Below are 22,218 nucleotides of genomic sequence, written 5' to 3'. Positions count from 1 at the left end.
GCCGGCGCGGGCCGGCTTGGCTGGCCGTGTGGGTGATGCTCGTCGGGCTTCTGGGATGGCTTCCCGGCGGGGCGGCCGCAGATCCCCACGCGACGGCGGTGACGCAGATGCGCCTCGAGCAGGCGGACGACGGCGTCTATCTCACGGCGCAGGTGCAATTCGAACTGCCGCCCTCCATCGAGGAAGTGCTCGACAAGGGCATTGCCATCTATTTCGTGGCCGAGGCGGAGCTCTATCGGGAACGCTGGTACTGGACCGACCTCAAAGTTGCACAGGCCGCGCGGCACATGCGACTCGCCTACCAGCCACTCAGTCGCCGCTGGCGCCTCAACGTGTCTCCCGTGCCCATAACCAACGCAGGATTCGGCGTTTCGCTGAACCAGAACTTTGACACCCTGGCCGACGCCCTCGATGGCGTGCGCCGGGTCGGCCGAATGCGGCTCGGCGACGCCTCCGAGATCGGCGACGAGGCGACCCATCCCGTGACATTCCGCTTCAGGCTCGACACCTCCCAGCTTCCGCGGCCCTTCCAGATCGGTGCCGTTGGTCAGTCGGACTGGAACATATCCATCGAGAAGAGCGCCAAGCTGCCGCTGGAGAAGGCGAAGTGAGCAACGAATCGAGCGGTGGCACCCGGCCGCCGCAGGCGGTGCGGCGGCGTTCCCGTGCCGTCCGCTGGGCCATCGGCGTCGGCGCGGCGCTGGTGACGGCCATCGGCCTCGTGCTGATGTTCCTCCTTGCACAGGCCACCAACAACCGGGCCTTCTACGAGCGGAATTACGCGCGCCTTTTCGGCATCAACGTCGTGGTTGCGGTGGTGCTGATCCTTGTCATCGGATGGGTGGCGTTCAGGCTCCTGCGGCGTCTGCGCCAGGGCAAGTTCGGGAGTCGCCTGCTGATCAAGCTGGCCGCCATCTTCGCCCTGGTGGGGGTCGTGCCGGGCATGCTGGTGTATGTCGTGTCGTATCAGTTCGTCGCGCGTTCGATCGAAAGCTGGTTCGACGTCAAGGTCGAAGGCGCTCTAGACGCTGGTCTCAACCTCGGTCGTGCCACGCTGGATTCGCTGTCGGAAGACTTGATGAACAAGACCAAGTCGGCCAGCGGCCAGTTGGCCAACGTGTCCGATGCGGGCGCCGGTCTCGTGCTCGAGCGCATTCGCGACCAGCTCGGCGCCACCGATGTGGTCCTCTGGACGGGCAGTGGCCAGCTCGTTGCGGGCGCCGGGCTGTCGCGCTTCCAGCTCAATCCGGACCAGCGGCCCACGCCGCAGCAGTTTCGGCAGGTGCGGGCTGATCGCGCGATCGCCCATATCGAAGGACTCGACGAGACGCCCGCACCGGGCGCCGCCGCCCCGCCCCCGGCCAACGTCCGGGCCCTGGCGCTGGTTCAGCGGCAGGGCTTCGAATTCAATACCGAGCCGCGCTTCCTGCAGATCACCCAGCCGTTGCCGCCGGCGGTCGTCGCGAACGCGCTCGCCGTGCAGGAAGCCAATCGCGAGTACCAGGAAAGAGCGCTCGCCCGCGAGGGCCTGCGCCGCATGTACATCGGCACGCTGACTCTGACCTTGTTCCTGGCGGTCTTCGGCGCCGTGCTCCTGGCCGTGCTTTTCGGCAACCAGTTAGCGCGGCCGCTGCTGGTGCTGGCCGACGGCGTGCGGCAGGTCGCAGGCGGCGACCTGCGGCCCACGGCCGTGTTGCAGGGCAAGGACGAACTGGGCGGCCTCACTCGATCCTTCGCAGTCATGACCCAGCAGTTGGCCGACGCACGCGGCGCGGTCGAGAAGACCATGGGCGAGCTCGATGCGGCCCGATCCAACCTGCAGACCATCCTCGACAACCTGACCTCGGGCGTGATCGTGCTCGACACCCAAGGTGTCATCATGTCGACCAACCCGGGTGCGACGCGCGTCTTGCGCGCACCGCTGGCCGCCTTCGAGAGCCAGCGGCTTGCCGACGTCCCGGGGCTGGGCGAGTTCGCGCAGAACGTCCAGCAGCAGTTCGACGACTTCGAGGTCGAGCGGATGCAGCACGGACTCGACCATTGGCAGCACGCCTTCGAACTCCACCCCGAAGGCGATGCGATGGACCAGGACACGATCAACATCGTCGCCCGCGGCGCCGAGTTGCCGGATGCGGCCAGGCTCCTCGTGTTCGACGACATCTCGGAAATCGTGTCGGCGCAGCGCGCACAGGCCTGGGGCGAGGTCGCGCGTCGCCTGGCGCACGAGATCAAGAATCCGCTCACGCCCATCCAGCTCTCGGCCGAGCGCCTCGAGATGAAGCTCTCGGGCAAGGTCGCACAGCCCGAGCAGGCGATCCTCACCAAGTCCGTCAAGACCATCGTCGACCAGGTCGATGCCATGAAGCGCCTGGTGAATGAGTTCCGCGACTATGCGCGCTTGCCCGCGGCCGAACTGAAGCCCGTCGACCTGAATGCGATCGTCGGCGATGTGCTGCACCTGTATCCACCGGACAGCGCCACGGTCGTGTTGCGATCCGAGCTGGATGAGCGGTGCCGGCCGATTCGCGCGGATGCGCAGCAGATTCGGCAGGTCATTCACAACCTGTTGCAAAACGCCCAGGACGCGGCGGAAGCGACAGCACATCGCACCGGACACCCGGGCGAAGTCGTCATCCGCACCCGGCTTGCGGACTCCGGCCGGCGCGTACGCCTCACCGTGCAGGACAGCGGTCCCGGCTTTGCGGAGCATATCCTCAAGCGCGCCTTCGAGCCGTACGTCACCACGAAGGCCAAGGGGACCGGACTGGGCTTGGCGGTCGTCAAGAAAATCGCCGACGAGCACGGCGCCCGCGTCGAACTTTCCAATCGCGTCACCGATGGGGCTGTGGCTGGCGCGCAAGTCTCGTTATCATTCGCGCTTGCAGCTGAGCCGCAGGGAGCGGTCGCTCACACAGAAGATTCGAAGTCGTCCGTCACCTGAAGCACGTGAAGAGCGCAGGCGGCGGATCGGCAAGCGAACCCAATACCTTATAAGACAGACGGCGCACAACTAAGCACAATGGCAAACATCCTCGTGGTCGACGACGAGCTGGGCATTCGAGACCTGCTCTTCGAAATTCTCAATGACGAAGGCCACAACGTGGAACTCGCCGAGAACGCAGCCGAAGCGCGTGCCGCTCGACAGCGTGCCCGTCCCGACCTGGTCCTCCTCGACATCTGGATGCCCGACACCGATGGCGTGACGCTGCTCAAGGAGTGGTCTGCGGCCGGTCTCCTGAGCATGCCGGTCGTCATGATGAGTGGCCACGCGACGATCGATACCGCGGTCGATGCCACGCGCATCGGCGCCTTTGCATTCCTCGAGAAGCCCATCACCTTGCAGAAGCTGTTGAAGGCTGTCGAGCAGGGTCTTGCGCGTGAGAGCGCAAGGCGCGCCGCGGCCAGCGTGGTGCCGCCCGCGAGCAGCTTCGCCGCAGTGGTTACGACCGTGGGCGACAGCGCACTGGTGCCCGCTGCGCCGCAATTGCCGGCAGCCGACCTGGGCCCCCAGTCCACGCAGAGTTTCGATCTGGATCGCCCGCTGCGCGATGCGCGCGATGGCTTCGAGAAGGCCTACTTCGAGTTCCACCTTGCCATGGAGAACGGCTCCATGACACGTGTGGCCGAGAAGACCGGTCTTGAGCGCACCCACCTTTATCGAAAGCTGAAGCAACTTGGCGTCGATCTTTCGAGAGGGCGCCGGAGCGCTGTATAATCGCAGGCTGCACACCAAGGCCCGGTAGCTCAGTTGGTAGAGCAGCGGATTGAAAATCCGCGTGTCGGTGGTTCGATTCCGCCCCAGGCCACCAAATCTCAAGCCCCTGATTCTTTACGAAGTCAGGGGCTTTTTCATTGCGCCAACGCTTCAATCACGAAGAAGCCCCCTGCATCGATCACTGCTCCGAGCCGCAATCCCGACGCCTCGATCAATGTCACGAACTCCTCGCGAGTCCGCTCGCGCCCGCCGGGCCCCACCAGCATGTTGAGGTCCGAGAACTTCGTGTCGCGCCCTTCGTTGGGAGGCGCAATGAGCCGTTCCACGATCAGCACGCGCGACTTCTTGACCAGCGCGTTGCGGACCTTGGCAAGGATGCGGACAGCGTCGTCGTCCTCCCAGTCGTGAATAACGGCGCGCAGCACGTAGGCATCCGCGCCTTCGGGCACCGCATCGAAGAAGCTGCCTCCAACGAGTTGGCATCGACCGGCGATGCCTGCGCGCTCAAGCACGAGCCCGGCCGCCGCCACGACATGCGGTTGATCGAACAGGATGCCGTCGAGCGCGGGGTGCGCGCTCAATATCGCCGCCAGCAGCGTGCCGGTGCCTCCCCCCACGTCCACGACGTTCCGAAAGCCTCCGAAGTCATATGCGGCGAGCAGGGCTGTACTGGCGCGGCCCGAGAGCGAGGTCATCGCGCGATCGAAGATCGCGCCCTCCTCGGGATGGCTCGCGCGGTGGCTCCATACATCCGTGCCATGAATATGCTGAAACGCGTTCTCGCCCGTACGAACGCTGTGCAGGAGTCCTGTCCACGCCTGCCAATAGCTCGGCCGTCCGATAAATGCGGCCCAACCCGCCATTGACCCGACAACATCCGAACGAAGATGCTGGCCGAGCGGCGCCAGCGTGAATGATCGTTCATCGCCTTCTTGCAGGATCTCGACGCTCGCGAGGGCGCGCAGCAGTCGATACAGCGTGGGCGCATGCGTGCCAGTGGTCGACGCCAGGGCATCGACGGTGCGACCGCCGTCCGCGAGCAAGTCCGCGATGCCGAGCGTCGCGGCGACGTGGATAGCCTGGGACACCTGGTAGCCCTCGATCAAACGGCGGATCGTGACCGAAGGATTCGAATCGCTCTCCATGGCATGTCCTTCCAACGCGTTGCGCTGATCGAACATTGTGAACCTCGCTGGCCATCCGACGCACTGGCTGCAAGGCCGACTCTTGATGCAAGATGGCGCTTCCGTCGACTTGGAACAGCCCCATGCGTATTCACTTGTGTATTGGTTCGGTTGCGCTCGCAATGCTCTTTGCAACACCGGCGGTCGCCCAGCCGAAGCCCACCGAGGCCGATTGCTACGCGCAACAGGCCGCGCTGGAAAAGGACATGCGAGCGGCGCGATCACGGGGGCAGATGCTGCGCAGGCGGCAGATCGAGGAGAACCTGCATGCCTTGCAGGCCCGATGCGAGGAGATTGCCGCCAAGGACACGCACGAGGCGCGCGTCATGCGCCAGAAGAACGTAATTCTTCAGATGCGAATCGACCTGGACCGCGCCGAGGAAGATCTGCGGAAACTGCTCGCGGAGAAGAAGTGACCGAAGAGCGGATCGTCTAGAAGTCGACCAGCGCGAGCCCGATGTTGAACACCGTGCGCTTCCGGTTGTAGTCGATCAGCGTGTCGCCGTAGCCGTAGAAGAGCGACGCCTGGAATCGCAGGTTGCTCTTGACCGGGTCGCCGATCGCCTTCAGCCATTCGAGCCTCACGGCCCCCTTGCCACCGTGCGCGGAGATGGCGACCTGGTTCAGCCGGTCGACCTGCCAGGCGGCCCGGATATCGGCGTTGCCCAGGTATTTGGTGATGTCGGGGTTGTCGTCGTCGGCGGGGTTTTCGGAGATGCGTTTCCAGACGCGTCCGGTGACGACGAACTGGTCGCCCAGCTCCATACCGCCCATCAGGTAGACCCGGTTCCAGCTGCGCGAGTAGGGCAGGTCCTGGCCATTCGATTGGTGCACCAGGCCGAGGCCGGTGTAGCGGATGCGCCAGCCGCCCGGCAATTCGTAGTTGGTCGGGTAGCTGTAGATCAGCTCCGGCTCGTGGTCGGTGGTGCGGAAGGGCCGCGAGAGGTCTTCGTTGAACACCTGCCAGGTGGAAGCCTGCGAATACGCGAACCAGAGCCCGTCCTTCTTGACCGGATCGTCTCCTGTGAGCATGCCCTGTGCGAGCTTGGTGCGCAGCGACAGGCCGATGCGCATGTCCTGAGCCTGGTAGGGCCGGTCGACCCCGTTGTGGTTGGGTGCCGGCGACATCGCGGTCTCCGGGTCGCGGGCCGCCACGCCGATCCCGACGCTGAGTGGCCGGTAGCCGCGGAAGCCGAGGGTGCCGCAGCTGCTTCCGGCTTCGAGTTCCCAGAAGCGTGAGAGAGGCGAGTACTGGCGGTCGCGGCAGCCATCCTCGGTGGCGATGGTGACCACGCGCGTTGCCGGTATTTCGGAATTCACAGGCGGCAAGGTTTCGGCGAGCACGGGCGGTGCCGCCGGCACCGCGGCGGCGGGCAGCGTCTGCTGCTGTGCCCATCGATCGAAACAGGCGAGCCGCGCCTCGTTGTTGGCGCTGCCTGCGAGGCTTTGGCAGGTCTGCCAGGTAAGTTGGGCTTCGGCCAGGGGACTGGGCGGTTTGTCGACCGCCTGGGCCTGGGCGCCGGTGGCGCAGATCACGGTGAAAAGCGCGCTGAAAAAATGTGTGCGTTTATTCATCGATCAGTTGCCGAGTTGCCAATCTTGTCCAGGACGAAGGGATGCGTCGTGTCGCTCGCAGCGTCACGCCAGATGCCCTTCCATTCCTTGCCGCACGACCAAGCCTGCAATTCGCCCAGCCAGACGCCGCTGATGGCGCGGCCATCCTGTGATTCATCGAGGCTGAGCATGCCTTCGTCGTCTATATCGCCCGCCAGTTGGGCGACTGCGCTGGGTGATCCATCCCCGCCCCGCGAAATTGTCCCGCGCACCCCCGCGTAGTCCGGATGTTTGTTCAGCTTGACTTTTGCGACGCCGTTCTGACCGTCGATGCGTGCCTCCCAGGTGCCGAAAAGTGCCTCGAGCGGCATCTCGGTGCCGCGTGTCGGGCACGTCGCGGCGGACGGCGCCTCCGGCCGCCCCTGGGCTGCGGCGCTTGCCGGAGCGAGGCAGGCGGCGGTGGCCAGGCAGCCCATCCACGCGTATTTCATGGCGCCGATGCGGCGGCGGCGGCTGCCGCGGCGTTGTCCTGCGCCTTCTTGGCAAATTCCGCGCGCAGCGCCTTGAGTTTCTCGCGCGGGTCTTCCTTCATCGTCTTCTTGTCGAGCGCCATTTCGGCAATGAAGCGACTCGGCTGCGCCGCCACCATCTCGCGGCCCTTCTTGCGGCGCTTGGTCCAGCTCACGGCCAGACTGCGCTGCGCGCGCGTGATGCCCACGTACATCAGACGGCGTTCCTCCTGCAGACGCTCCAGGGTGTTCTCGCTGATCTTTTCCTGCCGGCCCTCATCGTCGTCGAGCTTGAAGGGCAGCAGACCTTCGGTCACGCCGACGAGCATCACGTGCGGCCACTCCAACCCCTTGGAAGCGTGCAGCGTCGACAGCGTGACCATGTTCTGGTCCTGCTCCCGCTCGCTGATGGTGGACAGCAGGGAAATGGTCTGCGCGACTTCGAGCAGGCTCTTGCGCTCGCTCTCGACGGTGGCGCCCGAGGCGTCGTCAATCTGCCCGCCGCAGCGCTGGGACATCCAGTCGCAGAACTCCAGGACGTTGGTCCAGCGGCTCGCGGCGGCTTGCTCGCTGTCCTCGCCGTCGTAGAGGTGCTTCTCGTAGTCGATTTCCTTGAGCCACTCGGCCAGGAATGCGCGTGCATCCTCGGCGCCCATCGTGCGGCGCGCCCGGTATTCGAGGTCGTTGATGTAGCGGCCGAACTCGTGCAGGCCTTCCAGCGCGCGCTTCGGCATCACGCTCGGCAGTGAGGAGCTGAAGAGTGCTTCGAACAAGCTGAGCTTGTACTGGCTGGCGAAGGTCCCGAGGCTGGCGAGCGTTGTGTGGCCGATGCCCCGCTTGGGCGTCGTGACCGCGCGCAGGAACGCCGGATCGTCGTCGTTGTTGACCCAGAGCCGGAACCAGCCGCACAGGTCCTTGATCTCGGCGCGATCGAAGAAGCTCTGGCCGCCCGAGACCTTGTACGGAATCTGCGCCTTGCGCAGCGCCTGCTCGAAGACCCGCGCCTGGTGGTTGGCGCGATAGAGGATCGCGAAGTCGCGGAACTCCTTGAAGTGCGGGCCCTGCGAGGTGGCGTCGCCGGCGCGCAGGCTCTGGATGCGAGCGACCGCACGCTCGGCCTCGTGCGCCTCGTTGTCGGCGTCGACGATACGCACCGGCTCACCTTCGCCGAGTTCGCTGAACAGCGTCTTGGGAAACAGCTTGGGATTGGGTCCGATGACGTTGTTGGCCGCGCGTAGGATCGAACTCGTGCTGCGGTAGTTCTGCTCGAGCTTGATGACCTTCAGGCTCGGGTAGTCGATCGGCAGCTTGCGCAGGTTGTCGAGCGTGGCGCCTCGCCAGCCGTAGATCGACTGGTCGTCGTCGCCCACCGCGGTGAGGCGGCCGCGGTCGCCGGCCAACGCCTTCAGCACCTCGTACTGCGTGGCATTGGTGTCCTGGTATTCGTCCACGAGGATGTGACCGAGCGCGGCCTGCCACTTGGCGCGCACTTCGTCGAAATCCCGCAGCAGCTTGAGCGGCATGCCGATCAGGTCGTCGAAGTCCACGCTCTGGTAGGCGACCAGCCGCTCTTCATAGCGGCCCATGATGCGGGCGGTGATGCGTTCGTTGTCGTCCACCGCCTGCACCTCGGCCTGCGCGGCGTTCAAGCCCATGTTCTTCCACTTGCTGATGGTCCACTGCCAGATGCGTGCAGTGGCAGCGTCGGTCGTGCCGCCCGCGTCCTTCAGGATCTTCGTCACGTCGTCGCTGTCGAGGATGCTGAAGGCAGGTTTCAGGCCCAGCACGGCGCCGTCCTCGCGCATCATCCGCACGCCCAGCGCGTGGAAGGTGCAGACGACCACCTTCTTGGCGTCACGCCCGATCAGCCCCTTGGCGCGTTCGCGCATTTCGGCGGCCGCCTTGTTGGTGAAGGTGATGGCCGCGATCCGCTGGGGCTCCAGTCCAGCCTGGATGAGGCGCGCAATCTTGTGCGTGATCACCCGCGTCTTGCCCGAGCCTGCGCCCGCTAGAACGAGGCAGGGTCCGTGCATGTAGTTGACCGCTTCTTGCTGCGCTAGATTGAGACCGGAAGACATGGATGGGGAAACAGAGGCGCAAAGCGAGCAATGATACGGGTCGCGTTGTGCGCGGCGGGCCCGGTCGATGTGCTAGGCCCGCCCAAGCACAATCGCCGCGTGCTGCAGATATTTCTTGTCACCGTCCCCTTCTTCGCGCTGATCGCCGCCGGCTTTGCCGCCGCCCGCAGCGGCGTATTGCCACTGGCGGCGATTCCGGGGCTGAATGTCTTCGTCCTGTACTTTGCGCTGCCCTGCATGCTGTTCCGCTTCGGAGCGGGCGCCCCGATCGACCAGTTGCTGAACGGCGGCGTGGTGCTGGTCTGGGGCGTCAGCGGGCTGATCGTGGTCGGGGCGACGGTCGCGTTGAGCCGAAACGAGCGCATCGGCTGGAACGACGCAGCTTTCGGCGCCCTGGTGGCCGCCTTTCCGAACACCGGCTTCATGGGCGTTCCACTGTTGATTGCGATCCTTGGCGCGCAGGCCGCATCGCCCACGATCATCAGCATCGCGTTCGACATGATCGTGACGTCATCCCTGTGCATTGCGTTGTCGCGCCTCGATGGTGCGGACGAGCACGGGACCGCCAAGGCCGTGCGGCAGGCACTGCGTGGCATCCTGCAGAACCCGATGCCCTGGTCCATCCTGCTGGGTGCCGCCGCGTCCGCGAGCCGGTTCTCGCTGCCGGGGCCGGTGGATCGCACGGTCGCGATGCTTGCCGAGGCCGCGTCCCCGGTGGCGCTGTTCACGATCGGGGCCGTTCTGGCGCGCTCCGCCCTGCTGGCGCGGGAGCATCGCGCCAGCGCGGTTGTCGCGCAGGCGATGGGCAGTGCGACGGCTGCAGCTCGACAGGCGCCATTGCGCGACGTTCTGCCGGTAGTCGTGATCAAGCTGCTGGCGCACCCGCTGCTCGTCTACGGCGTTGCCACCGGCGCGATGGCGCTCGGTTTGCAACTGGGACGCACGGCGCTGGTCACGATCGTGCTGATCGCCGCGCTCCCCAGTGCGAGCAACGTGTCGATGCTCGCCGAGCGCTTCGGTGCCGACAACGGGCGCGTCGCCCGCATCATCTTGTGGACGACCGTCGCCGCCTTCTTCAGCTTTCCGCTGGCAGTCGGCTGGGTGCGCTAACGAATTGTCTAGGGCGTCAACACGCCGAGCTTGTACGGGTCGGCGTCAGGCAGCAGTTCGCAGCGCGACATGTCGCGGCCTTGCGTGCCGTCGCAATAGAAGCTGTTGTAGACACGTCCGAACAACGTGGGCGTGGAGGTGAAGAGCACGCCCTGGTCCGCTTGCCAGCGTTCCTTCGGGGAGGCCGGCGAGGCGGCCACCTGGGTGGCCGATGCCGTCACGGTGGCGGGTGGCTCACCAGCTGTAGTCGAACTTCTGGCCGGCCCCGTGAACTCGGCCAACGTCCGGTAGCTGTCTTCCCCGTTCCATCGGCTGACGAGGTCGGAAGGCCGAGGGCGCTGGGACACCGGCAACAGCAGGCCATTGACCTGGAAGCCGCGGCCGAAGCGATGCTCCTTGCCGGCGAGGAAGGCGTAGGCGCAGGCTGCCTGGCACTGGCCCTTCGCCTCGGTGTTCACGCCGGTCGCGCGGATCGCTTCGGCGTAGTCGCGCGCAACCTCGGGCGTGCCTCCGAGCGAATTCTCGAACACCACGGTCCGAACCTTGCCGGTGGCCAGGTGCTCTTCGAATTCCTTGATGGCGCTGCCGTCTAGCATCCCGTTGACGATCAGCCGGCTGCCATCCAATTCCAGATCGGCCGCGTGTGCGCTCCAAGCCATGCACGCGAGGGAAAGAACCCACATGACCCTGAACGGCGTTATCACGACACACCCCCTTTTTGCGAGTTTCAGCTGAATCCCGCCGGATTCCTAGATTGGACAGCGCGTCGGCGGATCGTCAACTGTTGTTTCAGAGTATTTCCTACACACAGGGTTCGCAAAATAGCGCAATAGTCCTAGCTATTGCTTTTAGGTAGTGCTTAGGTTTTCAAAGGTGCTGCTAAAGTGAATCCCTGAATCGGGAGAGTTGGCATGACGACATGGTTGCGCGGGGTCTTGTGGGTGGTCTGGCTCGCCAGCGCCATCTGGCTGTGGCATGTAGGAACCCTCGGCGGGGGCGGTGCGCTCACGGCGAGCGTGCTCAGCTTCGTGCTGTTGATGTGGCCGGGTGCCCATCGACGACGGCGTTCCGCCCTGCAATATGTGGAAGTTGGCAAGGAGCCGGTCGGACTGCTCTGAAGCGGGGCGCCAGCCCCTTCAGATGCTGTGCGGGTCCACGTCGACCAGCCAGCGAATCACTCCCTTGCCTTCGGGCGTTCGTCGCAGATCGTGCAGCAGCGGTTGCCAGCCCGCGAGCACGCGCTGGAGCGCCGCGCGCGACGCGCTTTCGATCAGCATCTGCGCACGCTCCACATTTGCCACGCGCTGGATCGCCAGCGGAACCGCCGGATAGCGCGTCACCCGGTCGGCACCCCCCAGCACATCGGCTGACACGCTCGCCGCATTCAGGAAGGCCTGGGCTGCGTCCTGGCTTCGGGCATCGGCACGCAACAGCGCCTGGAAAGCGAAAGGGGGCATGCCGGCGGCGACACGATCTTCGAGTTCACGTTGCGCGAAGGCCGGGTAGTCGTGGCGCCGCAATGCCGCGAAAAGTGGGTGCTGCGGGTGATGCGTCTGGATCCACATTTCCGCCGTCGCGCCCTGCGCGGACAAATAGGCCGCATCTCTTCCCGCTCGTCCGGCCGATTGCATGAGCAGACTGAACAGACGCTCCGGCGCGCGGAAATCACTCGAGAACAGCGCCCCGTCCGGATTGATCGCCGCCACCAGCGTGATGCGCCGGAAATCATGGCCCTTGGCGATCATCTGTGTGCCGACCAGCACGTCGACCTCGCCTGCGTGGACCGCCGCGAGCTGCGATTCGAGCGCTCCTTGCTTGCGCGTACTGTCCGCATCGATGCGAGCGATGCGAACCGGTCCGCCATCGGGCCGCGTGACCACGGAGAACAACTCCCCCAGGTGCTCTTCCAGCCGCTCCGTGCCGCGTCCGACCGGCGCGATGTCCAGGTTGCCGCATGCCGGGCAGGCGCGCGGCACGCGTTCGGTGAAACCGCAGTGGTGACAACGCAAAGTGCGGTCGATCTTGTGGAACACCCGGTAGGCGCTGCAATGCGGGCATTCGCTCTTCCAGCCGCAATCGCCGCAGGCGAGCACGGGCGCATAGCCCCGCCGATTCAGGAACACCATGCTCTGCTCGCCGCGCGCGATCCGCTGGCCGATGGCATCGAGGAGCGCGCCCGACAGCACCGTCTTCGGGGGCTGCAGGTTCATGTCGACCAGCCGCACGGCCGGCAGGGTGCTCGTGCCGATGCGTGATGGCATCGCCAGTCGGACATACCGTCCGCCCGCGTCCTCACCTTGCGCCGGACGGCTCTGGTGCCAACTTTCGAGCGACGGCGTGGCGGAGCCGAGGATCACTTTCGCGTTCTCGCGCTGGCCGCGCCACACCGCCAGGTCGCGTGCCGAATAGCGTGCGCCTTCCTGCTGCTTGTAGCTCGGGTCGTGCTCCTCGTCGACGACGATGAGCTTCAGGCCCGGCATCGACGCGAACACCGCCATGCGCGTGCCGAGAACGATGCGCGCGGTGCCGCTGTGCGCGGCGAGCCAGCTCGCCAGCCGCTGCGGATTCGTCATGCCGCTGTGGATCGACATCACCGCGGACGCGCCGAACCGGCCTTCGAAGCGTTCCTTGAAGCGTGCTTCCAGCTGCGGCGTCAGGTTGATCTCGGGCACCATCACCAGCGCCTGGGCGCTCGGATCGCGCTCCAGTAGCGCGGCGACGACGCGCAGGTAGACCTCGGTCTTGCCGCTGCCCGTGCTGCCGAACAGCAAAAAGGGGCCGGCTTCGGCGTCGAAGCGGGCGAGCACCTGGGATTGCTCCTCGGTGAGCGCCACGGTGTGCGGGATTAGGCCTGTCGCCTCCGATGCGCCGGAAGGTCGCTTCAGTCGCCTTGCCAGCTGAACCGCTGTCAGGTCCCTCAGTTGCGGCGGCAGCGCTGCCAGCGCGATCTCGCCCAGCGATCGCTGGTAATAGCGGGCCGCGAAGGTAACCAGGTCGCGCCAGGCGTCACCCAGCGGCGCAATTCCATCCAGAACCGCGCCGACGGGCTTGAGTTCGATATCGCCAGAGCGCTCTCCTTCGTCCGATTCGACCGCCCAGACAACGCCGAGGACCTCGCGACGGCCCAGCGGAACCCTCACAAGTGCGCCACGAACCATCGGCACAACACTCGCGTAGCTAAGGACATCCCCTAGTGCGCTGTGCGCCGGAGTCTGCACGGCGACGTCTGCGCGCCACTTCAAGGCCGGCTCCCGCTACGGCTGTTTGTTAAAGAGACTTTGAGCAAAACGACCTAAGTTGTTGATTTGTCTGTGCTTTGCAGTCCATCCAGATTTTCTGTGGATAACTTTGTTGATATCGGGGCTTGACTCGCCGCCAGCCCTTGAAAATCAAGGGTCTCGCTGGAATGCACGCAAAAAAAGCAAAGTTCAAAACCTATATGAATCAACAAGTTAGCAGCGCTATCGCTTTAGGAGCGGCCGCGAAGACGCAAATATTTTTTTGCGCGCCGCAACACGCGTTTTGTGCATAAGTCAGTCCCTCCTCACGCTTTTTAGTCCTTGACAAGCGCTGGACAGTCGATCTCTGTGCTTACAAGTGATAACAATACGTTCATGCGCGGAGGGCGCGGGATTGGTCGTGCACCGCCGCAACGAGCGCGGCAACGTGATCCGGCGGCGTGAACTGGCTGATGCCGTGTCCGAGGTTGAAGATGTGCGTGGGGCCGCTTGTCGCGTGGTCCGCGTGCGGTCGACCGAAGCTCTGCAGCACCTTCGCCACCTCTGTCTCGATCTGCGCCGGCTGTGCGAAGAGCACGTTGGGGTCGATGTTGCCCTGGAGCGCCTTGCCCTGCGGTCCCTCGCCGACGAGCGCGCGCGCCTTCGCGAGATTGACGGTCCAGTCCAGTCCAAGCACTTGGCAGTCGAGCGCGCGCATGTCCTGCAGCCAGAGTCCACCGCCCTTGGTGAACACGATGCGCGGCACAAGTCGACCGTCGGCGCCTTCGCGCTTCAGTTGCGACAGCACGCGCGCGGTGTACGCGAGGCTGAATTCCTGGAAGGCGCCGTCGGCCAGCACACCACCCCAGCTGTCGAACACCATCACGGCCTGCGCGCCCGCGTCGATCTGCGCATTAAGGTACGCGGCCACCGAATCCGCATTGACCGCGAGCAGGCGGTGCATCAGGTCGGGGCGGCTGTAGAGAAGCGTCTTGACCAGCCTGTAGTCGCTCGATCCCGCGCCCTCGACCATGTAGCAGGCCAGCGTCCACGGGCTTCCCGAGAACCCGATCAGCGGAACCCGGCCGTCCAGGGCTCGGCGGATCGACGTGACCGCATCGAAGACGTAGCGGAGCTTGTCCATGTCAGGCACGGCGAGGGCGAAGATCGATGCCTCGTCGCGCACCGGTCGCGCGAAACGCGGGCCTTCGCCGGCTTCGAACGAAAGGCCGAGGCCCATGGCGTCGGGCACTGTCAGGATGTCCGAGAAGAGGATGGCCGCGTCCAGCGGATAGCGCTCGAGGGGCTGCAGCGTGACCTCGGTTGCGTAATCGGTGTTGGTCGCTAGGCCCATGAAGCTGCCCGCCTTGGCGCGCGTCGCGACGTATTCCGGAAGGTAGCGCCCGGCTTGCCGCATGAGCCAGACGGGCGTGTGGTCGGTGGCCTGACGCCAACAGGCGCGCAGGAAGGTGTCGTTCTTCAGGGGGGCGAAAGGCATCCCGCGATTGTCGCAGGGGCCCCGGATGCCAATGCGCGAGCCTTCGCGGCCAGGATCAACTCTTGTACTTGATCGAGCAGCCGTACGGCCGGGTGGTCGCGGCGCTGATCGCCTTGCCGTCGTAGGCTTCGCCGAGCGCCTGGTTCACGTAGTTGGTGGCAGTCTTGATGTCATCGGGCCGTGACGACGGAATGCTGTCGATGCCGCCTGCGTAGACGAGCGTGCCCTTCGGATCGACGATGAAGATGTGCGGCGTCGTCCGGGCGCCGTACGTGCGGCCGATCACGCCGTCCTCGTCCATGAGCACGGCCGTCGGTGCGCCGGACTGGTCCTCCATCCAGGCATCGAGCGCCGTCGGCTTCAGGTAGTCGCTCGCGGCACGCTCGGTCGAATTGATGGCCAGCCAGACCACGCCCTTGGCGGTTGCGGCCTTCTGAGTGGCGGGCATGTTGCCGCTACCGTAATGCTTGCGCACGAAGGGGCAGCCCGGGTTGGTCCATTCGAGCACGACGAACTTGCCGGCGAAATCGGACAGGCGGTGTTGCTTGCCGGCGGTGTCGACGCCGATGAAATCGGGCGCCGGTTGGCCCACGGCGGGTGCGGCGAGGGCCTGCGAATTCATCAGGAACGTGGCGCCGAGGGCCACGGCGGCGGTCATGACCGCCCGGCGGGAAGCCCGGTCGAGGGCGGCGCGGGCATTGCGCGCCGCGCGGATGGAACGCGATTCGGAAGATGACGATGAAGCCATGGTCAGCTTGACCTCCTGTGGATAAATCTCAACAATCACCACAGCTTAGAACGGATTCCTCATCCGCTTGTGACAACCCGTACCGCCTCAGGGTCTAAGCATTGTCACAGAGCGGCGAGCGCTTCGTGCACCTCGTCCTTGCTCAGGATTTCCGTCAGGATCAAAGGCGCCTTGCCGGGCGCCTGGAGCACGTAGACCGGCACGCCGCTGCGGCCGAGGGCTGTCAGGGCTGCAGTGATCGCGGGATCCCTGCGGGTCCAGTCGGCGCGCAGCATGGCGACGTTCCTGGCATCGAATTCGGCCAGCAGTCCGGCGTCGGCCAGAGTGCTTCTCTTGTTGTATTGGCAGGTTACACACCAGGCGGCCGTGAAGTCCACGAACACCGGTCGGCCGGCGGCCGCAAGTTCGCTCACACGTGCAGTGGACCAGGGTTGCCAGCGCTCGCTCGACGCCGCCGTGAGCGGCTCCACGGGCCGGAGCACGTTGCCCCCGATGGCGCCGGCCAGTGCCATCGTCGTAGCGACCATCACCCCCGTCATCACGATGCGCGTGCGGCCGCGAAGCGTCAGCGCCCACACGATGGCGGCCAGACAGACCAGCAAGCCCAGCAGCGCGCCCGCACCGTCGATGCCGCTCTGCTGGCCGAGCACCCAGACCAGCCAGGCCACCGTCGCGAACATCGGAAATGCCAGGAGACGGCGCAAGGTGTTCATCCACCGCCCCGGCTTGGGCAGCAAACGGGCGACCGCCGGAACGAACCCCGCCGCGAGATAGGGAAGCGCCAGGCCGAGGCCGAGCATCGCGAACATCAACAAGGCCTGCGCGGCGGGCAGCCCGATTGCAAAGCCCAGGGAAGCGCCCATGAACGGCGCAGTGCAAGGCGAGGCGATGACGACGGCGAGCACCCCCGACAGGAAGTCATTGACCACGGGATGCCTCGCCTGCGCGGTGGAAAGCGAAGTCGGCGCCATGCGGCCGAACTCGAAGACGCCTGCCAGGTTGAGCCCGATCAGCGTGAACAGGCCGGCAAGCACGGCCACGACCGCAGGCGACTGGAGCTGGAAGCCCCAGCCGAGCTGCGTGCCCGCCGCACGCAGCGCGATCATGGCGCCGCCGAGCGCCAGGCACGAGAGGATCACGCCGGCCGCGTAGGCCGTGGCTGCCGTGCGGTGGCCGCGCCGGTCCTCGGCGCGCCGCGTGAAGCTGAGCACCTTGATCGCCAGCACAGGGAACACGCAGGGCATCAGGTTCAGCAGTAGGCCGCCGATGAAGGCGCCGAGCAACGCGGCGAACAGCGTACCGGTGGATTGCGCGAGAGGCGGTGCGGCGGTGTTGGCCTCGAGGGCGGCCTGCAGCGCCGGCGAAACCTGCGCCCTGGGGGCAACGGTGGGCCATGTGCCACTCACAGGCGCCTCGGCGCGCCAGGCGATGGGTTGGCCGGCTTGCCGATCGGCCTGCGTCAGCGCGACCACCAGGGGCATCACCGAGGGGCTCGCGCTGCGCTGGTCGGCGAGCGGCACGGTCGCGGTCCAGGCATCGCCTTGCCACGATTGCGTCCAGTCCTTGCCGAGAACGGCCGCGGTGTGGACGACCTCGGGCGTTTCCGGGAAGAACTCCAGCGTCTTGCCCCGAACCGAGGAGGGCAGGCCTTCGAGGCGGATCTGGAGCTTGTTTCCGTCAATCGCGACCTCGCCGGGTTTCGGGAGCGGCGACGGCTGGGCGGCCAGCGCGGCGTCGAATTCAGCCTTGTGAAGCGCCGTCGATCCGTGCAGCGGCACCTTGAGCTGGAACTCGCCTTCCTCGGGGATGCACTCCTTGCGGCAGACCAGCCAGGATGCCTTCAGCCGCACGTCCAACTCGGCCGCGCCCGTGAGCGCCGTGGGCGGCTTGAAGTCGGGCGCGATGGTGAGCGGGACCGGCAGCAGCACCGTGCCCTCGTAACCGTAGTTGGCGAGGTTGCCGATCGGAATCTTCCGGGGCACTGGCCATGCGATGTCGCCGATCGAAGCGCCGGGAGGCAGCGACCACGCGAGTTCAGTCGGCAGGCCGGAGTCGCCGGCGTTCTTCCAGTAGGTGTGCCACTCGGGCTGGTGCGTGATCTGGAGGCCGACCCACACGGGTGCGCCGGGAGAGATCCCATCCGGCGCGTGGGCCATCAACTCCGCCCGTACGTGCGGTGTGGTGACGACCGACCCGACGCGGGAGGACAACTGCGCGGCGGCCGGCATGCAGGCTGCCAGCGAGGCGAGCAGCAAGCCCGCGAGACGAAGAGGGGAGAAAAGCGCCATGCCGGTCAGTCGGAGCAAGTCGCAGGGTCGAAGTTCCGGCCCATGCTCAAGCCGCCCATCCAAGCACCACCCGGCGGCTGTTCGCACTCTTCTTCTCGATCTTGGTCACCACCACGGCGCCGATCTCGCGCGTGTTCGCCACGTGCGTGCCACCGCAGGGTTGGAAATCGATGGATTCCGTGTCGCTGCCGATGCGGATCGTGCGAACCGTGCCAGTGCCGCGCGGCGGCTGCACGCTCATGCTCTTGACCAGCGCCGGATTGGCATCGAGCTCGGCGTCGGTGATCGCGCCCACGGCGAGCGGATGGCCGGCCTCCACCAGGCGGATCAGGCCGGCGGTCAGGGCTTCCTTGTCGAGGGGGTCGGTCATGTGGAAGTCCAGCCGCGCATATTCAGGCGTGATCGAGCAGCCATTGACCGGCTGCGGCACCAGATGGCACAGCAGGTGGGTGGCGGTGTGGAAGCGCATCAGCTTGTGGCGGCGCTCCCAGTCGATGCGCGCCGTCACTGTATCGCCCGGCTTCAGCGTGCCCGGCGCATCCTGGGCGGGCGCGGGCACATGAAGGATCTCGTCGGTCGGCTTGCCTTCGGCATCCTTGGCCTTGCGGGTGTCGGCGATCGCGATCTCGCGTCCGTCCGCGAGCACCAGCCAGCCGCTGTCTCCCGCCTGGCCGCCGCCCAGCGGGTAGAACACGGTGCGGTCGAGCACGATGCCATCGTCTTCGATGCGCGCGATGCGGGCCCCGCACTCGCGCAGGTAGGCATCGGAACGGAACAGGTCTTCGGTCATCGCCCGATGGTAGCGGCGACGCTGCGCGAGGGTGCACCCACGCCAGAAAGCGCCCACAGCCGACAGCCGCCGACGGTCGCGCCCGGATCATCGTCCGGATGCGATTCCAACCGATCCCCGCCCTCGAAGGACTTTGGACCATCAGACCCGTCACCCGTATCCCCGGCCCCGCGTCGCTGTTCGTTACATTGACTGCCGCCTTGCTGCTCGTTGCCTGCGGCGAGAACGCCCGGTTGCCGCCAGAGGCCGGCATCGGCCCGACGCCGCAACTGCCGGCGCCCAACAAGACCCTGATGCCCACCGTGAACATCGCACCCGCTGTCGGCTGGACCGATACCGCCGGGCCGACCGCGCCAGAGGGCTTCACCGTGACGGCGCTGGCCCGGGGCCTCGACCATCCGCGATGGGTGTACGTCCTGCGCAACGGCGACGTCCTGGTGGTCGAGAGCAACAAGCCGCCCAAGCCCGAAGGCACCCACGACGGCGGAGACGGCCTGTTCGCCCAGGCCCGAGCGATGGTCATGGGCTCCGTCATGAAGCGCGCCGGAGCGGGCGTGCCGAGCCCCAACCGGATCACCCTGCTGCGCGATGCCGACGGCGACGGTGTCGCCGAGGTGCGTCAGGTGTTCATGCAGGGCCTGAGTTCGCCCTTCGGCGTGGTGCTGGTCGGCAATGACCTGTTCATCGCCAACGCCGACGCGCTGGTCAAGGTCCCGTACGCGGAGGGGCAGACCTCGATCACCGCCACGCCCACCAAGCTGACCGACCTGCCCGCCGGCATCAACCACCACTGGACCAAGAACGTCATCGCCAATCGCGAAGGGACGAAGCTCTACGTGACAGTCGGCTCCAACAGCAATGTCGGCGAGAACGGCCTCCCGGCGGAAGAGGGACGTGCGGCCGTTTGGGAAGTCGACGTCGCAAGCGGCGAGAAAAGGCTCTTTGCCAGTGGCATGCGCAACCCCAACGGCATGGGCTGGGAGCCCGACACCAACGTGCTGTGGACCGTGGTGAACGAACGCGACGAGATCGGCAGCGATCTCGTACCCGACTACCTCACTTCGGTGAAGGAAGGCGCCTTCTACGGCTGGCCCTGGAGCTACTACGGCGGTCATGTCGACGCGCGTGTCAATCCGCAGCGGCCGGACATGGTGGCCAAGGCCGTCGTGCCGGACTATGCGCTCGGCTCGCACGTGGCGCCGCTGGGCATGACCTTCTCCAGCGCGCGGGGCATGCCCGCCGAGTTCGCGAGCGGCGTCTTCATCGGTCAGCACGGCTCATGGAACCGCAAGCCGCTGTCGGGCTACAAGGTGGTGTTCGTGCCCTTCATCGGCGGCCGGCCGAGCGGGGCGCCGGTGGATTTCCTCACCGGCTTCCTGAATGCCGACGAGAAGGCGCAAGGCCGTCCCGTCGGCGTGGCGCTCGACAAGAACGGCGCCCTGCTGGTGGCGGACGATGTCGGCAACGCCGTCTGGCGCGTGAAGAGAAAGTAGCGCTGCTCAGAAACCTTCGAGCACGACCTTGCCCTGCGCCTTGCCGCTTTCGACCAGCGCATGCGCCTTGCGAAGGTTGGCCGCAATGATCGTGCCAAAGCTGGCATTGGCGGTCGTGCGGATACGGCCGGCGTCGACCAGTTCCGCGACTTCAGCCAGCAGCTCGCCTTGGCGCGCCATGTCCGGCGTCTCGAACCGAGACCGCGTGAACATCATTTCCCAGTGAAGCGAGATGCATTTGGTCTTGAGCGCCATCGCGTCGAACACCGGCATGTCGTCGATCACCGCGAGCTGGCCCTGGGGTTTGAGGCTTTCGATGATCTGCGCGTAGTGCTGATGGGTCTGGGTCAGGCTCGCGACCATGTCGACCTCGCCGATGCCCGCGGCCTTGAGTTCGGCGGCCAACGGCTTCGAATGGTCGATCACTGCATGCGCGCCGAGCGACAGGCACCACTGGCGGGTCTCGGGCCGTGATGCCGTCGCGATCACCCGAAGTTGCGTGAGTTGTCGCGCCAGCTGGATGAGTATGGAGCCGACGCCGCCGGCGCCTCCCGTCACCATCAGGGTCTGGCCCGCACCGCCCCCCTTCGGCACGCGCAAACGGTCGAACAGCAATTCATAGGCCGTGATGGTGGTCAGAGGCAGTGCCGCAGCCTGTGCATCGTCGAGGCTCTTGGGTGCCAGCGCGACGATGCGTTCATCGACGGCATGCAGTTCGCTGTTGGCGCCCGGCCGCGTGATCGATCCGGCGTAATACACGCGGTCGCCTGGCTTGAACCGACTGATCGTCGGACCGACGCCCTCGACGATGCCGACCGCGTCCCACCCCAGCACTTTCACCTGGCCGGGTTCCGGGGCGACGCCCTTGCGCACCTTGGTGTCGACCGGGTTCACGGAGATCGCCTTCACGCGCACGAGCAGGTCGCGCGGCCCCGCTTTCGGATCAGGCAACTCGACATCCTCGAGCGAGGCGGGGTTGTCGATGGGGAGGGATTGGCGGTAGCCCACAGCTTTCATGGAGGGTTCTTTCACTGATTGGATGACAGACTGTAGGCGCGCTGCCGACATTTGATAAGCTGGCTTCAACTAGCTTCACTTTCAAATGAAGATTGAAAATCTGGCCGACCTGCAGGTACTGATCCACACCGCACGGAGCGGCACGCTGACCGCCGCTGCGCGCACGCTCGGCATCACGCCGGCAGCAGCCAGCGCCACGCTCAAGCGGCTCGAGGCCCAGCTCGGCGCGCGGCTCTTCGAGCGTTCGACCCGCGCCATGCGCCTGACGCCGCAGGGGCAGACGTTGCTCGACTACGCGGTCCGCGCCTTCGAACTCCTGGCCGAGGGCGAATCGCTGGTGACCGCGGACCGGGGCGCGCTGGTCGGGACCTTGCGCGTGGCCGCTCCGTCCGATCTGACGCGCAGCACCTTGTTGCCGTGGTTCGACGAATTCCTGGATGCCCACCCGGGCGTCCAGCTCGTGCTCTCCGTCGGCGACCGGCCGCTCGATGTCACGCGCGACGAGGTCGACGTGGCGCTGCGTTTCGGCGCGCTCGCGGATTCGCGTCTGGTGGCGCGGCGGCTGGCCGATTCCCGCCCGGTCCTCTGCGCCTCGCCCGACTACTTGCGTCGCCATGCGGCACCGCAGACGCCGCAGGATCTGCTGCGGCACAACTGCCTCACCTTCCATCGCAGCGGCCGTCGTCAAAGGCTGTGGCGCTTTGCGCGTGACGGCCAGTGGACGGAAGTGCGCGTCGATGGCGATCGCGTGGCCGACGATGCCGCCCTTGCGCGCGAATGGGCAGTGGCCGGTCGCGGAATCACGCTCAAGTCCGCATTGGATGTGCGGCAGGACGAAGCGTCCGGTGCCTTGGTCCGCCTGCTGCCGGAATGGGACACCGAGCCCTATCCCCTGCACGCGCTGCTGCCGAGCGGCCGCTTCGTGCCGGCACGCGTAGGGGCGCTGGTCGACTTTCTTTCGCTCAGGTTCGCAGCCCTGCCCGTGCCGCGCTCCGGCAGGGAACACTAAGATCGCC

Annotated in this window: 19 protein-coding genes and 1 tRNA gene; 9 read left to right on the top strand and 11 right to left on the bottom strand. The window is 66.1% G+C overall.

The window, feature by feature from the left end; translation table 11 throughout:
* Nucleotides 1-35: 35 nt before the first annotated feature.
* The 4 genes from AC1D3B_RS31410 to AC1D3B_RS31395 all read left to right on the top strand — a co-directional run bounded on the left by AC1D3B_RS31410 (nucleotide 36) and on the right by AC1D3B_RS31395 (nucleotide 3,809).
* Nucleotides 36-611, top strand: a complete 576-nt coding sequence (locus AC1D3B_RS31410) for a DUF4390 domain-containing protein (protein ID WP_478194589.1) — start codon at nucleotides 36-38, stop codon at nucleotides 609-611.
* Nucleotides 608-2,941 (top strand): sensor histidine kinase, encoded by a 2,334-nt coding sequence (locus tag AC1D3B_RS31405; protein ID WP_478194588.1) that lies wholly within the window; start codon nucleotides 608-610, stop codon nucleotides 2,939-2,941. The genes AC1D3B_RS31410 and AC1D3B_RS31405 overlap by 4 nt, the downstream gene beginning before the upstream one ends.
* A gap of 78 nt (nucleotides 2,942-3,019) precedes the next feature.
* Nucleotides 3,020-3,715, top strand: coding sequence for a response regulator (locus AC1D3B_RS31400; RefSeq protein ID WP_435519986.1), 696 nt, complete (start codon nucleotides 3,020-3,022; stop codon nucleotides 3,713-3,715).
* An 18-nt stretch (nucleotides 3,716-3,733) separates the two neighbouring features.
* Nucleotides 3,734-3,809, top strand: a tRNA-Phe gene (locus AC1D3B_RS31395).
* A 40-nt stretch (nucleotides 3,810-3,849) separates the two neighbouring features.
* Here the strand turns inward: AC1D3B_RS31395 and AC1D3B_RS31390 are convergent.
* Nucleotides 3,850-4,860 (bottom strand): methyltransferase, encoded by a 1,011-nt coding sequence (locus AC1D3B_RS31390; protein WP_478194587.1) that lies wholly within the window; start codon nucleotides 4,858-4,860, stop codon nucleotides 3,850-3,852.
* Between the two features lie 122 nt (nucleotides 4,861-4,982).
* Between AC1D3B_RS31390 and AC1D3B_RS31385 the strand changes: the two genes are divergently transcribed.
* The gene (locus AC1D3B_RS31385) at nucleotides 4,983-5,315 is read left to right on the top strand and encodes a DUF1090 family protein (protein WP_478194586.1); all 333 of its coding nucleotides are present in this window, start codon (nucleotides 4,983-4,985) and stop codon (nucleotides 5,313-5,315) included.
* Between the two features lie 16 nt (nucleotides 5,316-5,331).
* On the opposite strand, the gene AC1D3B_RS31380 is transcribed toward AC1D3B_RS31385, so the two are convergent.
* The 3 genes from AC1D3B_RS31380 to AC1D3B_RS31370 are packed head-to-tail and all read right to left on the bottom strand — an operon-like array spanning nucleotide 5,332 to nucleotide 9,040.
* On the bottom strand, nucleotides 5,332-6,474 hold the full coding sequence (locus tag AC1D3B_RS31380; RefSeq protein ID WP_478194585.1) for a phospholipase A: 1,143 nt from the start codon (nucleotides 6,472-6,474) through the stop codon (nucleotides 5,332-5,334).
* A complete protein-coding gene (locus tag AC1D3B_RS31375) occupies nucleotides 6,471-6,944 on the bottom strand; it encodes a hypothetical protein (RefSeq protein ID WP_478194584.1) in 474 nt (157 codons plus the stop codon). Before AC1D3B_RS31375 ends, AC1D3B_RS31380 begins: the two co-directional genes overlap by 4 nt.
* On the bottom strand, nucleotides 6,941-9,040 hold the full coding sequence (locus AC1D3B_RS31370) for an ATP-dependent helicase (RefSeq protein ID WP_478194583.1): 2,100 nt from the start codon (nucleotides 9,038-9,040) through the stop codon (nucleotides 6,941-6,943). The genes AC1D3B_RS31375 and AC1D3B_RS31370 overlap by 4 nt, the downstream gene beginning before the upstream one ends.
* Nucleotides 9,041-9,139: 99 nt before the next feature.
* On the opposite strand from AC1D3B_RS31370, the gene AC1D3B_RS31365 reads away from it, so the two are divergent.
* Nucleotides 9,140-10,150: an AEC family transporter gene (locus AC1D3B_RS31365; RefSeq protein WP_478194599.1), complete on the top strand. Its 1,011-nt coding sequence runs from the start codon at nucleotides 9,140-9,142 to the stop codon at nucleotides 10,148-10,150.
* An 8-nt stretch (nucleotides 10,151-10,158) separates the two neighbouring features.
* Here the strand turns inward: AC1D3B_RS31365 and AC1D3B_RS31360 are convergent, their stop codons facing one another.
* Nucleotides 10,159-10,833: a hypothetical protein gene (locus tag AC1D3B_RS31360; protein WP_478194582.1), complete on the bottom strand. Its 675-nt coding sequence runs from the start codon at nucleotides 10,831-10,833 to the stop codon at nucleotides 10,159-10,161.
* 228 nt (nucleotides 10,834-11,061) lie between these two features.
* On the opposite strand from AC1D3B_RS31360, the gene AC1D3B_RS31355 reads away from it, so the two are divergent.
* The gene (locus tag AC1D3B_RS31355) at nucleotides 11,062-11,268 is read left to right on the top strand and encodes a hypothetical protein (protein ID WP_478194581.1); all 207 of its coding nucleotides are present in this window, start codon (nucleotides 11,062-11,064) and stop codon (nucleotides 11,266-11,268) included.
* Nucleotides 11,269-11,286: 18 nt separating this feature from the next.
* Here the strand turns inward: AC1D3B_RS31355 and priA are convergent, their stop codons facing one another.
* From priA to AC1D3B_RS31330, 5 genes are all read right to left on the bottom strand, one after another.
* A complete protein-coding gene (gene priA, locus AC1D3B_RS31350) occupies nucleotides 11,287-13,392 on the bottom strand; it encodes a replication restart helicase PriA (protein WP_478194580.1) in 2,106 nt (701 codons plus the stop codon).
* A gap of 370 nt (nucleotides 13,393-13,762) precedes the next feature.
* Nucleotides 13,763-14,866: a uroporphyrinogen decarboxylase gene (gene hemE / locus AC1D3B_RS31345; RefSeq protein ID WP_478194579.1), complete on the bottom strand. Its 1,104-nt coding sequence runs from the start codon at nucleotides 14,864-14,866 to the stop codon at nucleotides 13,763-13,765.
* A 55-nt stretch (nucleotides 14,867-14,921) separates the two neighbouring features.
* On the bottom strand, nucleotides 14,922-15,614 hold the full coding sequence (locus AC1D3B_RS31340; RefSeq protein WP_478194578.1) for a thioredoxin family protein: 693 nt from the start codon (nucleotides 15,612-15,614) through the stop codon (nucleotides 14,922-14,924).
* Between the two features lie 104 nt (nucleotides 15,615-15,718).
* Entirely contained in the window at nucleotides 15,719-17,842 is a 2,124-nt protein-coding gene (locus tag AC1D3B_RS31335) for a protein-disulfide reductase DsbD family protein (RefSeq protein WP_478194598.1), read from the bottom strand.
* Between the two features lie 106 nt (nucleotides 17,843-17,948).
* The gene (locus AC1D3B_RS31330) at nucleotides 17,949-18,692 is read right to left on the bottom strand and encodes an alanyl-tRNA editing protein (RefSeq protein WP_478194577.1); all 744 of its coding nucleotides are present in this window, start codon (nucleotides 18,690-18,692) and stop codon (nucleotides 17,949-17,951) included.
* Between the two features lie 98 nt (nucleotides 18,693-18,790).
* Between AC1D3B_RS31330 and AC1D3B_RS31325 the strand changes: the two genes are divergently transcribed.
* On the top strand, nucleotides 18,791-20,185 hold the full coding sequence (locus AC1D3B_RS31325; protein WP_478194576.1) for a PQQ-dependent sugar dehydrogenase: 1,395 nt from the start codon (nucleotides 18,791-18,793) through the stop codon (nucleotides 20,183-20,185).
* Between the two features lie 6 nt (nucleotides 20,186-20,191).
* On the opposite strand, the gene AC1D3B_RS31320 is transcribed toward AC1D3B_RS31325, so the two are convergent.
* Nucleotides 20,192-21,202 (bottom strand): zinc-binding alcohol dehydrogenase family protein, encoded by a 1,011-nt coding sequence (locus AC1D3B_RS31320; protein WP_478194575.1) that lies wholly within the window; start codon nucleotides 21,200-21,202, stop codon nucleotides 20,192-20,194.
* 85 nt (nucleotides 21,203-21,287) lie between these two features.
* Between AC1D3B_RS31320 and AC1D3B_RS31315 the strand changes: the two genes are divergently transcribed.
* Complete coding sequence (locus tag AC1D3B_RS31315; protein WP_478194574.1) at nucleotides 21,288-22,211, top strand: LysR family transcriptional regulator; 924 nt, start codon at nucleotides 21,288-21,290, stop codon at nucleotides 22,209-22,211.
* Nucleotides 22,212-22,218: the final 7 nt, after the last annotated feature.

Source organism: Variovorax sp. P5_A3 (genome assembly GCF_056400665.1).
This window is presented reverse-complemented; position numbering and strand designations above follow the sequence as displayed.

What these genes read in the sequence shown, in the direction of transcription:
- AC1D3B_RS31410 (WP_478194589.1), top strand. Translation starts at nt 36, where the DNA reads ATGCTCGTCGGGCTTCTGGGATGGCTTCCCGGCGGGGCGGCCGCAGAT.
- AC1D3B_RS31400 (WP_435519986.1), top strand. Translation starts at nt 3,020, where the DNA reads ATGGCAAACATCCTCGTGGTCGACGACGAGCTGGGCATTCGAGACCTG.
- AC1D3B_RS31390 (WP_478194587.1), bottom strand. Translation starts at nt 4,860, where the DNA reads ATGGAGAGCGATTCGAATCCTTCGGTCACGATCCGCCGTTTGATCGAG.
- AC1D3B_RS31385 (WP_478194586.1), top strand. Translation starts at nt 4,983, where the DNA reads ATGCGTATTCACTTGTGTATTGGTTCGGTTGCGCTCGCAATGCTCTTT.
- AC1D3B_RS31380 (WP_478194585.1), bottom strand. Translation starts at nt 6,474, where the DNA reads ATGAATAAACGCACACATTTTTTCAGCGCGCTTTTCACCGTGATCTGC.
- AC1D3B_RS31375 (WP_478194584.1), bottom strand. Translation starts at nt 6,944, where the DNA reads ATGAAATACGCGTGGATGGGCTGCCTGGCCACCGCCGCCTGCCTCGCT.
- AC1D3B_RS31370 (WP_478194583.1), bottom strand. Translation starts at nt 9,040, where the DNA reads ATGTCTTCCGGTCTCAATCTAGCGCAGCAAGAAGCGGTCAACTACATG.
- AC1D3B_RS31360 (WP_478194582.1), bottom strand. Translation starts at nt 10,833, where the DNA reads ATGTGGGTTCTTTCCCTCGCGTGCATGGCTTGGAGCGCACACGCGGCC.
- AC1D3B_RS31355 (WP_478194581.1), top strand. Translation starts at nt 11,062, where the DNA reads ATGACGACATGGTTGCGCGGGGTCTTGTGGGTGGTCTGGCTCGCCAGC.
- hemE (WP_478194579.1), bottom strand. Translation starts at nt 14,866, where the DNA reads ATGCCTTTCGCCCCCCTGAAGAACGACACCTTCCTGCGCGCCTGTTGG.
- AC1D3B_RS31340 (WP_478194578.1), bottom strand. Translation starts at nt 15,614, where the DNA reads ATGGCTTCATCGTCATCTTCCGAATCGCGTTCCATCCGCGCGGCGCGC.
- AC1D3B_RS31335 (WP_478194598.1), bottom strand. Translation starts at nt 17,842, where the DNA reads ATGCCGGCCGCCGCGCAGTTGTCCTCCCGCGTCGGGTCGGTCGTCACC.
- AC1D3B_RS31330 (WP_478194577.1), bottom strand. Translation starts at nt 18,692, where the DNA reads ATGACCGAAGACCTGTTCCGTTCCGATGCCTACCTGCGCGAGTGCGGG.
- AC1D3B_RS31325 (WP_478194576.1), top strand. Translation starts at nt 18,791, where the DNA reads ATGCGATTCCAACCGATCCCCGCCCTCGAAGGACTTTGGACCATCAGA.
- AC1D3B_RS31320 (WP_478194575.1), bottom strand. Translation starts at nt 21,202, where the DNA reads ATGAAAGCTGTGGGCTACCGCCAATCCCTCCCCATCGACAACCCCGCC.
- AC1D3B_RS31315 (WP_478194574.1), top strand. Translation starts at nt 21,288, where the DNA reads ATGAAGATTGAAAATCTGGCCGACCTGCAGGTACTGATCCACACCGCA.